The sequence below is a fragment of the Nocardia nepalensis genome (genome assembly GCF_048910785.1).
Classification (GTDB): domain Bacteria; phylum Actinomycetota; class Actinomycetes; order Mycobacteriales; family Mycobacteriaceae; genus Nocardia; species Nocardia nepalensis.
The window spans coordinates 345,730-361,543 of sequence record NZ_JBKBET010000037.1 but is presented as its reverse complement, the minus strand read 5'-3'; the positions used below and the strand labels follow the sequence as shown (position 1 = coordinate 361,543).

12 protein-coding genes are annotated in these 15,814 nt (G+C 66.1%); 8 read left to right on the top strand and 4 right to left on the bottom strand.

From position 1 onward, the window contains the following. Nucleotides 1-123: 123 nt before the first annotated feature. Nucleotides 124-1,086, top strand: a complete 963-nt coding sequence (locus ACHQ4I_RS33255; protein ID WP_420775845.1) for a putative sugar O-methyltransferase — start codon at nt 124-126, stop codon at nt 1,084-1,086. Continuing rightward, a complete protein-coding gene (locus ACHQ4I_RS33250; RefSeq protein ID WP_420775844.1) occupies nt 1,083-2,084 on the top strand; it encodes an NAD-dependent epimerase/dehydratase family protein in 1,002 nt (333 codons plus the stop codon). Before ACHQ4I_RS33255 ends, ACHQ4I_RS33250 begins: the two co-directional genes overlap by 4 nt. A 25-nt stretch (nt 2,085-2,109) precedes the next feature. On the opposite strand, the gene ACHQ4I_RS33245 is transcribed toward ACHQ4I_RS33250, so the two are convergent. Next, entirely contained in the window at nt 2,110-3,495 is a 1,386-nt protein-coding gene (locus tag ACHQ4I_RS33245) for an NDP-hexose 2,3-dehydratase family protein (RefSeq protein ID WP_420775843.1), read from the bottom strand. A gap of 465 nt (nt 3,496-3,960) precedes the next feature. Between ACHQ4I_RS33245 and ACHQ4I_RS33240 the strand changes: the two genes are divergently transcribed. Together ACHQ4I_RS33240 and ACHQ4I_RS33235 are read left to right on the top strand one after the other, a co-directional pair. Beyond that, nucleotides 3,961-4,995, top strand: a complete 1,035-nt coding sequence (locus tag ACHQ4I_RS33240; RefSeq protein ID WP_420775842.1) for an NADPH:quinone reductase — start codon at nt 3,961-3,963, stop codon at nt 4,993-4,995. A 59-nt stretch (nt 4,996-5,054) separates the two neighbouring features. Further along, the gene (locus ACHQ4I_RS33235) at nt 5,055-5,684 is read left to right on the top strand and encodes an NAD(P)H-dependent oxidoreductase (protein WP_420775841.1); all 630 of its coding nucleotides are present in this window, start codon (nt 5,055-5,057) and stop codon (nt 5,682-5,684) included. Between the two features lie 120 nt (nt 5,685-5,804). Here the strand turns inward: ACHQ4I_RS33235 and ACHQ4I_RS33230 are convergent, their stop codons facing one another. Beyond that, the gene (locus ACHQ4I_RS33230) at nt 5,805-6,941 is read right to left on the bottom strand and encodes a questin oxidase family protein (protein WP_420775840.1); all 1,137 of its coding nucleotides are present in this window, start codon (nt 6,939-6,941) and stop codon (nt 5,805-5,807) included. Nucleotides 6,942-7,064: 123 nt separating this feature from the next. Beyond that, nucleotides 7,065-8,108, bottom strand: a complete 1,044-nt coding sequence (locus ACHQ4I_RS33225; protein WP_420775839.1) for a helix-turn-helix domain-containing protein — start codon at nt 8,106-8,108, stop codon at nt 7,065-7,067. Nucleotides 8,109-9,622: 1,514 nt separating this feature from the next. Between ACHQ4I_RS33225 and ACHQ4I_RS33220 the strand changes: the two genes are divergently transcribed. The 4 genes from ACHQ4I_RS33220 (at nt 9,623) to ACHQ4I_RS33205 (ending at nt 14,211) form a co-directional block, all read left to right on the top strand. Then, nucleotides 9,623-10,531 (top strand): LLM class flavin-dependent oxidoreductase, encoded by a 909-nt coding sequence (locus ACHQ4I_RS33220; protein WP_420775838.1) that lies wholly within the window; start codon nt 9,623-9,625, stop codon nt 10,529-10,531. Continuing rightward, nucleotides 10,528-11,322 carry an alpha/beta hydrolase family protein gene (locus tag ACHQ4I_RS33215; protein WP_420775837.1) on the top strand — a complete coding sequence of 265 codons (795 nt, stop codon included), beginning with the start codon at nt 10,528-10,530 and terminating at the stop codon, nt 11,320-11,322. The genes ACHQ4I_RS33220 and ACHQ4I_RS33215 overlap by 4 nt, the downstream gene beginning before the upstream one ends. Nucleotides 11,323-11,339: 17 nt before the next feature. Next, a complete protein-coding gene (locus ACHQ4I_RS33210) occupies nt 11,340-12,929 on the top strand; it encodes an NAD(P)/FAD-dependent oxidoreductase (protein WP_420775836.1) in 1,590 nt (529 codons plus the stop codon). A 67-nt stretch (nt 12,930-12,996) separates the two neighbouring features. Then, on the top strand, nt 12,997-14,211 hold the full coding sequence (locus tag ACHQ4I_RS33205; RefSeq protein ID WP_420775835.1) for a phthiocerol/phthiodiolone dimycocerosyl transferase family protein: 1,215 nt from the start codon (nt 12,997-12,999) through the stop codon (nt 14,209-14,211). A gap of 460 nt (nt 14,212-14,671) precedes the next feature. Here ACHQ4I_RS33205 and ACHQ4I_RS33200 read toward each other — a convergent pair whose 3' ends face one another. After that, on the bottom strand, nt 14,672-15,670 hold the full coding sequence (locus ACHQ4I_RS33200) for a class I SAM-dependent methyltransferase (protein WP_420775834.1): 999 nt from the start codon (nt 15,668-15,670) through the stop codon (nt 14,672-14,674). Nucleotides 15,671-15,814 lie beyond the last annotated feature (144 nt).

Here is a 15,814-nt window from a genome sequence, read left to right as displayed (position 1 = left end):
TGCGTGTGGTCGGTGTGGGCGCAGGACTACTCATTCGACCGGCTGCCGGTCGCGCGGTGGCGGGTGTAGAAAAAGTAGCTACCCGGGCTCGCCCCGGCTGGCGGACGCGTGGGAGGCGCAGTTATGACTGATCAGGTGTCGCCGGCGTCGCCGGTGTCGCAGGGGTCGTCGGTGCATCGGCGGTACGGGCCGAGCGCGCAGTGGTTGCATATCAACGAAGCGCATATCACCCAGGAGGCTGTGGCCGATCTGGCCGGGTTCAAGTCGAACGGGGTCAATTTCAAGTTGGCGTTGTGGAATCCGCAGCCCAACGGCGTGCGGTATCTGAAGGCGCTGACCTTCGCCTTGGGTATGGGATTGAGTCCGGCGAACAGGGACAGGTTGCGCCGCACGCGTCACCGTGAGGTCGGTGATCCGTATTCGGTGCGTTGCCACGGTGAGCCGATGTGCCTGGATTACTTGCAGGCGGTGCACGAGGTCGAGTTCATGGCGGCGAATGTGCCGCTGGACGGTGCCCAGATCATGGAGATCGGTGCGGGGTACGGACGGACCTGCCACACCCTGTTGTCCAACCACGAAGTCGCGGCGTACACGATCGTGGATCTGCCGAACACGCTGGCGCTCTCGCGCCGGTATCTGCGGACGGTGCTCGAGCCCGAGCAGTTCGAGAAGATCCGTTTCGTGGGCATCGACGAGATAGACGAACAGGTACGCGGTGCCCGTTTCGATCTGTGCGTGAACGTCGACTCGTTCGCCGAGATGGATCCCGATACCGTGCGGGACTACTTGGCGCTCATCGATGCGACCTGCGCGCATTTCTATGTCAACAACCCGGTCGGCAAGTACCTGGACAAGACGCTGGACGGCCACTCGCAGGGCACGGCGGTGGTGGAGCTGGCGCTGAGCAGCGGGCTGCTGCGTGAGGTCATCGATATCCACGACAGCGAGGCGGTGCTCGAGCAGGTGCCCGCCTTCCTGTCCGCGTACCGGCCCGGCGAGCGGTGGCAGTGCGTGGCGAACGATCGCGCGGTGTCGTGGAGCTACTACTGGCAGGCCCTGTACCGCGCCGATCCGGCGGGGCAGTGAACGCCGCCGGTGCCGGGAACGTCGCTGGCGGGGATCGGCCGTCGGTCGTGGTGCTGGGTGGTTCGGGTTTTGTCGGCGCCGCGGTCGTGGAAGCACTTGCGCGGCGGCCGATCCGGTTGCGCACGGTCGGTCGGCGGCCGCCGATGGTGCCGACCGACCCGGTGGCCGAGGTCGAGGCACTGTGCACCGACCTGACCACCGCCGCGGGCCTGAAAGCCGCGGTGGCCGACGCGGACACGGTAGTGCACCTGTTGATGCACACCGGCGGCTGGCGTGAGGCCGCCGATAACCCGGCCGCCGAGCGGGTGAACGTCGGGGTAATGAGTGATCTGGTCGGGTTGGTCGGGCAGAGCCGGCGCCCGCCCGTGGTCGTATTCGCCGGGTCCACCTCACAGGCCGGTCTGCCCGAGCGGATACCCCTGGACGGCAGCGAACCCGACCGGCCAACGACCGCCTACGACCGGCACAAGCACACCGCCGAGCAGGTGCTCGGGGCGGCCACCGCCGCAGGGCTGGTCCGCGGGGTGTCCTTGCGGCTGCCCACCGTGTACGGCGACAGCCCGCGGGGGCAGCTGACCGGCCGCGGCGTGGTCTCCACCATGGTGCGCAAGGCCTTCGCGGGCGAGGAGCTCACCCTGTGGAACGACGGCACCGTGGAACGCGACCTGTTGTATGTGCACGACGCTGCCGACGCGTTCCTGGCCGGGATCGACCACGCGGACGGGCTCGCGGGTCGGCACTGGCTGCTGGGCACCGGGCACGGGGTGCCCCTGGGCCAGGTGCTGCACACGATCGCCGACCTGGTCGCCGCCCACTTGGGACGCCCGCCGGTACCCGTGGTCTGCGTACCGCCACCCGATCTGGCCACGGTCACCGACATGCACAGCGTCGTGATCGATTCCTCCAGGTTCCGGGCGGCCACCGGCTGGCGCCCCCGGGTACCGCTGCACACCGCCCTGCAACGTTGCGTCGACGCCTACGCCCGCCACATCCGATAGCGGCGCAGACCCGCGGGGCCTTGTGCTACAGGGGCCCGTTGAGCAGTCCGACGACGGCGAGCAATGTTCGGGTCTGCATATTGAGGTAGTGCCCATGCCGGGCAAGCGAATTGAGCTGACCGGGGGTCACCCAGGCGAACCCGGACGGAGGCTCGGTTTCCGCCTCGATCTCCCCGGCATCCACGAGCAGGTAGCGGCTGACAGCGTTGAGGAAACGGCCACCCTCGTCGGAATGCATTGCGGCGTAGCGGATCCGGTCGGCTCCCGCGCGGCGCACCATATCCAGGAACGGCGGCTGCTCGGCCGCGGGCAGATGAGCGTAATTGTCCGGGATGCACTGCACTGTCGGCCCGAGTTCCACGGTGTCGAGCAGACCGCCCTCGGCCCGGGCATGGACGAGCAGGTGCGGCACGCCGCTGAATCGGCGGACCAGGAACGCGCACAAACCCACACCCACCGGCTCGAACAGCGGCTGCATCCACGAGGTCACCTCACGGTTACCTGCCTCCACACGCACCCCGCCGACCCGGAAATACCGGTTCCCGACATGCTGGATGTTGTGCTCGGTCCGCACCCAGTCGTTCACCTCGGCCAACGGGATGCGCCGGACCCGCACATCGTGCCGGGCCCGCTCATTGGTGAACCACGACAACATGTCCGTATCCGAACGCACCGCGGCCGCCTCCGCCGACGCCGTCGGGGCACAGGCGAGCACACTGCGCGCATCCATGTTCACCACATTGTCGCGGTGCAGCAATGTGCCGATCTGCCCCAACGTCAGCCAGCAGAAATCCTCACCGGCCACCACCTCGTCGAAAGTCTCGATGATCATGTTGCGGTTGGTCTTGCACAGAAACCAGGATCCGTGCTCGGACTGCAGCACGTCGGCAAGCACCCGGCCCCGGCCCGGCCCGTTGAAATACTCCACATACCGCACCTCGGCACCCTGATGCACACCGGTGTAATTGCTGTGCGTGGCCTGCACCGTCGGCGAAAGTTGCAATAGGCCGGGATTACCCGGCTCCATCTTGGCCTGCATCAAGAAATGCAGCACGCCATCGAACTCCTTGGCCAGGATCCCCAAGATCCCCACCTCCGGCTGCACGATGATCGGCTGCTGCCACTCGTACCCGTCGATCACCGCATGCAGCCCTTCCACACTGAAGAACCGCCCACTGCGATGCACCAGGTTGCCACTGCCCCGCTCGAACGACCAACCGTCGATCTTCGCCAACGGCACTCGATCCACCACGAAACGATGCGCCTGACGGCGCCCGGCCAACCACGCGTCGAAATCCTTGGTCCGCATACCCACACCGGGCGCACCGGACACCACAGCCTGCCGCGAACGCGCCAACCGCACCGGCAACCGAGTATCGTCCCGCGCCGCCAACCGAATCGCGACTGTCATCCTGGATCCCCTTCGACGCAAGCGACGGCGTCCTCGCCGATCTGCATGAACATGCGCGCGAGGGCGTCCGGGACGGTAGGAACGGCTGAATCGACAGACCCGGTCGTACAGCTCGACGCCGTCCTGTCGGAAGCGTGACCGACGTGGGGCGGGGCACGGTATCCCACAGGTTGACAGTGCGTTCACCCGCGGCGACCGGCGGACTAGCAGTGTGTGGGATGTCAGGGTCGCGCGGTCCGGATCTACCGTGTTCGGTGACTTTCGCGCTACCGGGCACCGCGTGCGCGACGACGTCCCGGTCGACCTGCGCAATCCTTGGACGATGATCGGCGTCGACAAGCCGCCCAACGAGGTTCGCCAGTATTGAGCGGTCTCGCGGTGGGTCCGGCTCGGCGTATCCGTCACGTTGACGGATTGGTGCCGGGCCTATTGCCGGCCCGCGCGGGCGGCGGATACGTTCCCGGCATGAAGGCGATTGTGTATTCGTCCACCGGTAGCAGTGATGTTCTGGAATTCGTCGATCGGCCGGTGCCGGAGCCGGGTCCCGGTGAGGTCCGGGTTCGCATCGCGATATCCGGGGTCAATCATTCCGACTGGAAGGCCCGGGAGTTCGGTCACCGGGGCGGTGCCTTGATGTACCCCGAAGTGGTGCCGCATCACGATGGCGGCGGTGTTGTCGACGCCGTGGGGGAGGGTGTCGATCCGGGAAGAGTCGGGCAGCGGGTGTGGGTCTGGGAGGCGGCGTACAAGCGCCCCCATGGCACGGCCGCGGAATACACCATCGTTCCGTCCCGTAACGCGGTGCCGTTGCCCGACAGCCTGTCTTTCGAGGTCGGCGCGAGTTTGGGTCTGCGGTCGGTGGCCGCGCACCGCTGTCTGCTCGCCGGCCAGGACGGTCCGAGCCGTCTGGGCCCTGGCGCGCTTGCGGGGTGCACCGTACTCGTCACCGGAGGTGCCGGAGGGGTCGGGCAGGCCGCGGTTCAGCTCGGAACCTGGGCCGGGGCGTCGGTGATCGCTACGGTCAGCAGTCCGGAGAAGGCGAAGCTGGCCCTCGCCGCTGGTGCGGCGTACACCGTTGACTACCGGTCGGACACGGCGGTGGCGGACATCCGCGCGCTGGCCCCGAGCGGGGTGGACTTGATCGTCGAGGTGGCGTCGACCGTGAACATCGGCACCGCCATGGAGGTCCTCGCCCCCAATGGCACCGTCGCCTCGTACGGTACCGAGGGCACCAGCACGCTGACGTTTCCGACGCGGCAGGCGATCGGGCGGAACCTGCGCTTCCAGTTCGTCATGGTGATGACGATGCCCGAGGCCGACAAGGACCTCGCATCGGCCGATATCACCGAAGCGGCGGCCGCGGGAGCGATCACCGTCGGGGAGGAGGCCGGGCTGCCGCTGCACCGGTTCCCGCTGCACCGCAGCGGCGAGGCGCAGGACGCCGTGCAGGGTGGCATCGTCGGCAAGGTCCTTGTCGACATCGGTGAGTCAGCTCCCTGAGCGGCGATTCCTGCCATCGGGCCAGCAGACCGTGACGACACGAAGGCGAGTGTGGTGAGGTGCGGATTCTCGGCGTTTCGGGATCGCTTCGTAGAGAGTCGCTCAACACCCGGCTCCTGGCGGCCGTTCGGTCGCTGGCCCCGGCGGGGATGACGATCGACGTCTTCGACGGGCTCGGCGACCTGCCGCTGTACAACGGGGATCTCGATTCTCGGGAGGGCGTCCCGGCTCCGGTGGACCGGTGGCGCGACGCCGTCCGCGAGGTGGACGGTCTGATCATCGTCACACCGGAGTACAACAGCTCGATTCCGGGCGTGGTCAAGAATGCCATCGACTGGGTCTCACGCCCCGTCGTTGATGCCGCGCTGCACGGCAAGAGCGTGGTGACCATGGTGGCCACTCCCGGGCGAGGTCTGGGTCGCAACGTGCTGACCGATCTGGGCCGGGTGCTGCACGACTGCCACGCGCACGTGATCAGCGGGCCATGGGTGGTGCTCACCGAGGCGCAGAACAAGCTGGTCGACGTCGAGAACGAACTGGGCCGGTTCGTCCCCACCATTTCCGACCCGACCGCCCTGCGCCTCGCCACGGTCCAGCTGACCGCGTTGGCCGCCGCGATCGACGCCGGCGCGGGCGAACATGCGGTGGCGCCGTTGCGCGCCTACTTCGCCGCCGGCCGCAACAGTTGATGGATGCGAGCTGTCCGAAGCTCTTCTGGACCCGATGCCGCGCCGTAAGTAACCAGGTGGGGACTGTGGCGCGGCATCACGCGGTGGCGGCCGTGCGCAGGATCCGCTGACGGCCGGTTACTACTTGGCGGGTGTACGGCCATCGAATCGCGCACGTCCCTCGGCCTCTTTGAGGGTGATCAGCTCGGTGCACCGGCTCGCCGCCGCGAGCGTGTCCTGGTCCCCGGTACGCGTGAAGGCGTCCAGGGCGGCGTCGGCGAACTTGATGACATGTTCGTCCCCCTGGTCGACAGCCATGGCCATGGTGTCCTCGGTCGTCGAGACGCCGTTGATGTGGACTGCGAGGTCCACGCGGTCGGCGGCGTCCGGGGGCGTGCACGCGGCGGTCAAGGCGGCTGTCGTCTGCCACACGGCGTCCAAACCCGGCACCCACAGCTCACGCGGCAGGGCCGGCAGCGTCCGCAGGACCGCGGTCGGCGCCGTCGAGGCGTGGACCAGCATGACTGGGTGGCCGTGGCCGTAGCTCAGGTACCAGAGCACCGAGGCGTCGATCAGCTGGGACAACAGCGTTGGCACCTGCTCGGGATCATCCGCGGCGCGCAGCGAACCGAGTGCCGATTGCCAGCCTTCGGTGGTCGGGAGCTGGGCGATCCGGTAGGGGACGCCCTTCTGCTGGTCGGCGACGGTCGGCACGGCGGCCAAGGCGTCGGCCGGCCTCAGCGTCCCGGACCGGCGCGAGGGGTCACCGGCCACCGGCGTCCAGCTGGCGGCCCAGTAGCCCAGGGCGTCGGCGAGTTCGACAACGTACGGGTTATCCGTGGAACCCACCAGCCCCGAGTCTGGATCCGCTTCGGCCGCCATCAACGCGTGGACCACGTGTCCGACCCGGATCGCGGCGTGCGCCGTGCCGCCGACAATGCCGGGCACCAGCCGCGGCCACCACGTTGCCAGCACCTCCCGCCAGGGACGCTCCGCGACCTCGTGCTGGAACAGGATCGTCCAGTCCGCCACCCGCTTCAAGTCGCCGAGGGCCTCCCGCCAGTCGTTCTCGGTGACCGGGGCGAACCCGCGCGGCTGATCCTCCAGCCGTTTCTCGTAGTTGTCGATCCAGCGATGCACCGAGTCGGTGTGGCCGTGTCGGATCATGGCCTCGACGGCCATCGGACCGTGGTTGCTGAGATGATGGCCGCCCCATTCCGGTCCCGTCTTGTGGAACCGCTGGTAGGCCTCCATTAGGACTGACTTGTTGTCACTCATTCGGACCCTCCGAGCTGGACGCAGAACTATGTGTTCGACCGATTTCGAACACTAGGTCCGGCGAGTGCCGGACGATATCCCCGACATTGGTAGTGGCATTGGGCGCACAGCACCCGTCGCCCGCTACGACACCGCTGGAACACCGGCTATGTCCAGGCCCTCTCGCACGACGAGCTGCTTCCACATGACCGCGAGCTCGATGCGCGACTTGGCGCCCACCTTCTGGAAAATCTTGCGGAGGTGGAAGGCGACGGTGTGGCGGGACAGGAACATCTTGCTGGCGACCTCGGCGTTCGTGAGTCCGCCCGCCACCAGTTCGGCCACCGCGTATTCGGTGTCGGTCAACACGGGGATCCGGCTGTTGGGCCAGAACCTCGCCGCGGCCATGGACGTGTTGTGCGGCCGTAACTTGCTGCGCACCCGGGACGAGTCGCGCGGGGAGCCCGCCTCCGCGTAGGAGCGCATGGCCGTCTCGTAGTGCATACATGCCTGCCGGAACTCTCTGGAGTTCTCGGACAGGAGATCGCCGATGTCCTCGTTCATCACCGCGAGGGTCCACGGGTCGCAGTCGGAGGTGGCGGTCTGCTGCAGCAGGCTGACGTCCTTCTCGAGCAGACCCTCCAGGTGCCGGGAGACGGCCGAGAGTACGCGGAAGTCCGGGTTGTCCGCGGCCAGCGTCGCCGCGCAACGCCGAGCGCGCTGGGCGGGTTCCCGGTCCTCGGCCCGCAACAGGATCCGCACCAGAAAAGACGCCGCTGTGGGCTCCGAAAGCAGCAGACGCCGGGCCGACGATTCGGAATCGAGGACCCTGCGCGCGAGCGGTACGGCGACCTCCCAGCCCTTCTCCGCCTCGATGATCTGGACGACGAGCCATGCGGGCGAGTTCCAGGGAAAGGTGTCCCGACCGAAAATCACGTCCTCTTTGAGCTGGTCGGCATGACGAATCATCGTGGCGACCGCGCCACGCCGCATTGCGGTGAGCGCGCGGACCATGTTCCCGATCGGGGCCCATGACGCCAGACGCGGGTCGGCCGTCACGGCCATTCCGGTGTCGGACAGGTCGTCGGCCTCGTCGAAGCTGCCGTCACAGAGTGCGATCTTGGCTCTGACCAGTGCCGTCGCCGCGTTGACCGCAGGGTCGTCGACTGTCGTGGTGGCTTGCTGCACCGCGCGCCGGGCCTCGTCAGTACAGCGGAGGTTGGTCAGCAGCAGCGCGAGTTGCAGGCTTGCGAGCGCCGTGCAGCACTCGCTGCCTCGTCGGCATCGGGCTGTCGCCGCCGCCTCGGCCAGCGAGATGGCGGAGACAGCGTCGCCCTCGAGCCAGACCGAACCGGCCGCGCGCAGGATTTCGAGGTTGATACAACTGTGGGTGGAAAAAAGTGATGTGCTTAGACCCGAAATGTCCAATCGAAACCCCCGGCGTGCTCGAGTGTGATAATGCTTCAAGTTTCGTAATGCACTGGGCTTATCGTGCGCGACTCAATTTCGATTCCTTATGTCTCTGCAAGTGATTGTCTCGCAAATTGAGTGACCGCCCCGTCCTGGTAGAAAGTACCGTTGCATCCGCTAACGGTCAAGGGGGTCCAGGGTTGCATTTGGCGTCGATGACTTCTATCAAGCCTGATGGGGTGGGCCGACTGGCTTTCGTAAGAAATTGCCAGGTAGAGCAGTTGTTAGTGGCTATCGATGGTGACGCTCGATCGCAGATCTGATTGCGGTGGAATAGCCATTTAGCGCATGCGTGAAATGTCGCCGTGAATTCGCTGCTGCGCTTCGGTACTGCGGTTGATGCAGTGGCATCCGGAGAATTTCAGTTGCGTTTTCGCGGGGCGAAGGTTCCGAGTGGAGAGTGATACGCGGTCGGCACGTTATGTCAATCTGGTCGGCAGGTTGCCGAGTTTTCCCGTTGGTTTTCTGGTCTTGACGGAATTGTCGGCCGGCCCGCGCATCAGGGCGGATCGCTCCTCGGGCGATCGGCGAGTCGAGAAGATCTTCGCAGGTAGGTCGCGGACCTGCCCGGTCGAACCCGGCCCGACTCGCGACGAGCGCTCCGGGCTCGGCGCGAGAAGGGCTGTGGTAAAACCGATTCCGCTCGCCGAGTTGCCGATCCGGTTCGACCACCATCGCAAGCAACTGCTCGACAGTGAGCGCAACCGGTTCGCCGACCCTGCAAGCTCACCGGTTGCCGGGCCCGCGGATCAAGCCCCCACGACACCAGATCGCATGCAACGCAAGGGGATAGCCGCGATCGGACAGCGTCGTGCCGGGTAGTCGTCATGGCTACCCAGTGGTTGCAGCGATCGCGAACAAGGTTGGCGCCATGCGTCTTTCGTCGTACCGGCGGCACCGGAACCAACTGGACCGGTCCGGCCGGCACGCGAAAGCTCCTGCGGGGCAGCGTAACCCGACTCGGCTGCGGCGACCTCAGCGGCTCCTCCGTCACCGATCTCGACGCCTCGACCGGGTTCCTTGCCGGCGTGCGTGGCCGCGCTGCGTGATCAACGACGACAACCCCGGCGGGTGCGTGGTGGTCCCGGCGGTGGCGGTGGGACGTCTGTCAAGCTGGGGGATCCCAGCTCGGTTCAGCCGCCTTTAGCCTGCTGAGTGCGGGCCGAAGGGTTTCGTCTTTGCCGAGTCTTGGCTGATGGGGTCCGCTCTAGGAAAGGACAGGGTGTCGCCCCATGACCGACAAGCCGTTCAAGTTCGCCGTGATCGCCGAGCCGAAGGATCAGAAGCAGTGGCTGGGGATCGCCCAACAGGCCGAAGATCTGGGGTATACGAGCCTGCTCAGTGCTGACGTATTGACTGCGCCGTCGCCGTTTCCCGCTCTCGCGCTGGCAGCCGGTGCGACGACAACATTGCGGCTGGGCACTTGGGTGGTCGCGGCCCCGTTGCGCGGGCCGCGGATGACGGCCTGGGATGCCCACACCGTGTCGATGCTCAGTGGTGGGCGATTCGATCTGGGTATCGGGACGGGCCGGCCGTTCGTCCTCGAGGACGCGGCAAAGCTGATCGGTCTGACGCCGGGGTCGGGCGCGCAACGGCTGGCGCAGGTGGAGCAGACGATCGATGAGTTGCGTGCCCTCGACGGAGAGGGATACACCCCGGTGCTGATCGCCGCCGGTGGTCCCAAGGCCCGTGCGCTGGCCGCGGCCAAGGCCGACCGGATCACGGTCGCCTCGAGCCCGTTCGCCACCCGGGAGGAGATCGCCGCGCTCGTGGCGCAGATCCGTGAGCAGGCCGGGGAACGAGGTGAGGAGATGGAGTTCGTCGCCCCGATCTACGTCATCGGAGACGAAGCGCCACCGTGGGTGTCGCGGCTGCTGAAGACCGACATGAAGACGCTCATCGAGCGTGATTCGCTGGGCATACTGCGCGGCACCCCGCGGGATATGGCCGATGAACTCTTGCGTCGCCGCGAGACCCTCGGCGTCGACTCATTCACGATCAACGCCGTGTTCGCCGAGCAGTTCGCTCCGGTACTCGACCTCCTCGACACCTCCCGCGAATCACCGAGGGTGCGGACGGCAACGCCTGTCAAGCCTGCGCTGTTCGCGACCGACTCGTCTCACAACACCGGCCCGAGGTGAGCGCCGACAGCATGTGCTCGCTGCGGTTCACCACCGAGTCGTCCTCGGATGGCATGGTCGAGCGCGACTTCATCGTGGGCGAGGTTCCCGGGGTTCTCTGGTCGCCCGCCCGCGGTGCCGATCGGGCGCCCCTGGTGCTGATGAGTCACGCCGGGGGCAACCACAAGAAACATCCGTCGATGTCGGGCCGGGCACAGCGTTTCGTGACCGACGGCGGCTTCCATGTCGCCGTCATCGACGCGCCCGGTCACGGCGACCGGCCGCGCACGGCACACGACGAGCGGGAGCTCGCCGCACTGCATGCGGCGAAGGCGGCTGGGGAACCCGAAGGCCCGTCTGCCCGCCGCTACAGCGCGTATCTGGCGGAGCAGGCCGTGCCCGAGTGGCGCGCGACCCTGGACGCCCTTCAAGAGCTCGCGGAGATCGGCGCCGATGGGCCGGTGGGCTACTTCGGCATCAACCTGGGCACGGCGATCGGGGTGCCGCTGGCGGCGGTCGAGCCCAGGATCACCGCCGCCGTCTTCGGCCTGCACTGGCCCGACACCCTGGCAGAGAAGGCCGAGCGGATCACCATCCCGATCCAGTTCGACCTGCAGTGGGACGACGAGGACATCCCGCGCGAGGCCGGTCTCGCGCTGTTCGACGCCTTCGCCTCCGAGGAGAAGACGTTGCACGCCAACGCCGGTACGCACCACGAACTGCCTCGGTTCGAGATCGACAGCGCGACCCGATTCTTCTCCAGGCATCTCGGCCGCGTAAGTCACACCCTGCCCGAAAAAGACTGGCCATAAGGCGAGAGGGACCAACGTTGCTCGAAACATCTTTGCAGTACGACGTCATAGTCATCGGTGGCGGCCCGGGCGGTGCTATGGCCGCCACGCTTCTCGCGGATTACGGTAAGCAGGTTCTCGTGCTGGAGTCGGAGCGCTTTCCGCGCTACCACATCGGCGAGTCGCTTATTGCGGGAACCGTCGACCTTTTGAGACGTATCGGTGTGCTGGACCGCATGGAGAGCGCGGGGTTCATAAAGAAGTACGGTGTTCAATGGGTCTGGGGTGAAAACCGGGAACCGTGGACGGTCTATTTCAAAGATGCCCTGACGATGGTCTACGGTCACACGTACCAGGTTGAGCGTGGCCAATTCGACAAGATGCTGCTCGACAATGCCGCGGAACATGGGGCCGATGTTCGTGAAGAGCATAAAGTTGTCGACTTCGACTTGTCCCCGGATGATGTATCCACCGTCGACTTCGTCGACCCGAGCGGGACGCGTCATCGAGCCCGAGCTCGCTGGATCGTGGACGCTTCCGGTCAGGGCGGCGTTGTGTCCAACCGGCTGCACAAACGGGAATGGGACCCATTCCTGAAGAAGAACATGGCGGTCTGGACCTACTGGAAGAACGCGGAACGTCCCACGGGCCTCGATGCGGGCAACACCTTCCTGCCGTCGTTCGAGGACGGTTGGTGGTGGTTCATTCCGCTGAGCAACGATATTACGAGCGTCGGCATGGTCGTCGATACCAGCGTGTTACAGGAGTACCGCGACTCGGGCATGGAATCTTATTACGCCAAGTGCCTGGCTGCCACGCCCGAGCTGGCCGCACGCTTACAGGATGCGGAACAGGTGGAGGATATCAAGGTCGCGCGCGACTGGTCCTATGCGTTCGAGCGTTTTTCCGGCGATGGATATATCGCCGTGGGTGACGCCGCATGCTTCATCGATCCCCTGTTCTCCACGGGTGTTCATCTCGCGCTGCTCAGCGGCTTTCTCGGCGCGGTGACGATCAACACCATTTTGGACAAGACCGAGATCGACCGCCATAAGGTGCTGGATTTCTACGAGCGAACTTATCGCGCGGAGTTCTCGCGACTCAGAGATCAAGTGTATGTCTTGTACAGTGGGCAGGGTGGGGGAAAGGAGTCCTATTTCTGGCACGCCAGAAACAAGTTCGAGGTACCCGGTATTACTCCCGAAAAGGCATTCATCTCGCTCATTGCGGGGGCTTTCGCGCACCGCCCTTGGTACGGCAGATATCTGGACCAACTCGACATTCCATCGAGCCTGCGCGATGCGATCGAAGACGTCTTTGCCGGCAATTCAACGGGTATCGGGGTCGACCCGGGAGAGTTGGTCTGCAAATATCGGGACATAGCCGTGAACGACGATTTCGCGATCGACGGCGAATATCTACGTGCGGCGCAGTCCGTCGTAGGTTCGGTCGGTGTTCCATTAGCACTCACCCCGGCCATGGAGTCAGTGCTCGCGATGGCCGATGGCTCGACGAGCAGCGCGGATCTGGTCGACAGGCTGATCGAATCAGGCGATCACCAGCCCGACCCGGCTCGGCGTCTCGTACATGAGGCAATCAGTTACGGTCTCATTGTCCCGCAGTCATGACACCCGGAGTGGGGTTCGACGGACCGAATACTCGGAATTCATGGCTATTTCTTCTGGAGAACAAGCGATGGCGCCGACACATACCCTGATCCGGCAGCTGTCACCGACCGAGTCGCGCTCCGCCGATGGCGGCCGGTACGTCGGCTATTCGACCCAGCTCGCCGGCCCGGTGGACTTAGCGGCGTGGCAGGAAGCATTCGCGATCCTGCGCAGCGCCTACCCCGTACTGGCCGCGCGGATCGGATACACAGCTGCCGGGCAGGCGGTCCTCGAAACCGATGACGCGTCGCCCGGAGTCGTCAGCGCCCCCGAGACCGCCGACACAGATCCGCTGTTCGGTTTTCCCGACCTCTGCGGCCGGACCTCGGCACTGTCGGTGGTACGCCACGATGTCGGCACATCCTCGGTGACACTGGTGACCCACCACGCGATCGCCGATGGTCCGCATTCGCTGCGGCTGCTGGCGGACCTGTGGACCTACTACACCGGCGTCATCGAAGGCCGACCGCAGCAGCCGGTGCCCCATCCCTATCCCGAGTCGCTCGAAACCCTGTTGTCGGAGCGCGGTTTCGTGCCCGAGGCCCCGACCTGGGAGATGCCGCCCACAAGGGAACCTCTTCGCCCGCGGACCACCCCGCCGTCCCGGACCCGGGTTCGGTTCACCGCGGACGAGACCGATGCCCTCCACAGTGCGGGACGTCGACTGGGGACCACGATCAATGGATTGGTCTCGGCGGCATTGTTGCAGACCGCTGCCCGGACCCATGGCTTCGATGTTTCTGATCTGATCCATCGGTACGCCATCAACCTGCGCGAACGGGTGGACCCCCCGATCGGGCTCACCGAGGGAACCAGTGTCTTCGGAATGGTTCACTTCGTAGCCGATCCCGCCGTGGACACCAGCGACGCGGGCACGGCCGCACTTGCTGGCGCAATCGTCGATCGACTGGCAGATGAGTTGTCCACCGGCCGGATTCAGCGAGCGGCCCTCGCCGAGGCGCTCGGCCCCGCAATGCCGACCGCCTCGCCGATGACCGTCATATCGACCAACTTGGGGACTGTGCCCGACCTCCCGACACCCACCGGCGTCACGGTCACCGACTTCCGCGTCGTCGTACCCCCGGGGCAGTCCAGGCCACCGCGAACCACGCCACCGCCACCGCAAACCACACCGCTGTCGGCCACGATCATCACAACTTTCAACCGTCAACTGGCTCTCGATTCCACGGTTTCGCCCGACGAGATGACCGAAATCGTGCAACGCATCCGCCAACTCCTGTAAACCGGATTCGGGTCGCTCGACGAGCAGGTAGCCCTGGATCACGTGCAGTCCCACCAGATCCACCACGTTCGGGCCGCCCGCCGCGCGCCCCTCGACCAGGGGAAGCAGTGGATATCAGCCGGATCGGGGCAGCCGTCGACTGAACTCATCGATGTACGATCCCATTGTCCGCCAACCAATTAGCGAACCGAATGGCCGGGAAAGTCGAACCGTAGTCGCTCTGGTGGATCAATTGGCCGTCACGGACATCGCGGCTCCAGACCGCGTATTCCAAGCGCTGCGAACGGCCACTCCAGTTGCTCGGCCCGCGTGCGGCCTCCGTGCATGCCTCGGCGCCGCAACGTGGCATTGGTATGCATTTCGACGATCTCGGCCAGCAGTTCCTCGTCGGCGATCCGGCCGTCCGACGGACCGCATGATCACCGCCATGTCGGTCCGTCGTCGTCTCGGCTTGCGGCGCTCAGGTGCGGGTGATCGTGGCCAGCCACGCCGGCACCCCGTCGGCGTATCTGGTGTTCGCCAGCGTCGCGGGTTCGATGGAGTCGATCCGCCAGCCGTTGGCGAAGGTGTCCCGGATCTCGTCCTGGCTTACTCGTCGTGGTCCGATGCCGGGTGGATGCCGGTCGCTGAAGCTGAGCAGGAACAACCGTGCGTCCGCGGGCATGACGGCGGCCAGGCTGTCGGCGTATCGGATCCGCTCGGCGTCGCTGAACGCGTGGAAAAGGCCGCAGTCGATCACGGTGTCGAACTGCTCGCCCAGCCGGTCGAGCTCGAGCGCGTTCCCGACCAGGAAGCGCGCCTCTAGATCCCGCTCCTGGGCTTTGCGCCGTGCGATCTCGATCGCCGTCGACGCTGTGTCGATGCCGACTGCCGACAGGCCGAGCGCCGCCACCATGAGCGTCTGCTCGCCGGTGCCGCACCCCACCTCGAGCACCCGGCCGCGGAAGGCGCCCGCCTCGGCGAGGCTCGACAAGGCCGGTTGCGGGCCGCCGGTGTCCCATGGCGGCGTTCCGGCGTAATGCGTCCCGGAGTAATACGTTTCGAAGTGCTCCGTCGAGAAGGTCACGGTCAGTCGGCGCGCCAGTTCCTCGAGCGTTCCGATCATTTCCTTGGCCTTGCCGGGGTCCTGGATCCCAGCGGCCGCGGCGAGCCGCTGGTCGATGAGCGCGGCTGGGTGGTTCCGGGGGATCAGCCGGGCCATGGTGCGTTCGGGGGCGTTCGGGTCGGCGGCGGTGATGGTCGCGGCGTCGCGGTCGCTCAGGGTGGTGACGGACGCCTTCACGTGGCCCGCCGGGGAGCCGGCGCGGTCGGTGATCGCGGTGTCCGGGTGTTCGAACACGTCGGTCGTGACGTGGCGCTCGCCGGGGGATAGCTGTCCCAGGCCCGTTGGGTCCGTGATCGCGTCCTCGCCGATTTGCATCAGCTTGCGCGCAAGCTCGTACAGTTCGTAGCCGTCCATGTCGGAAGCGTCGTCGACGAAGGCGGGGGCACACCATCCCACAGGTTGACAGTGTGCGCGGTGTCCACCCGCGACGGATAGCTGACTAGCAGTGTGAGGGATGCCAGGGGCGAACCCACGGTGGTCGTCCCGACTCGAAAAAAC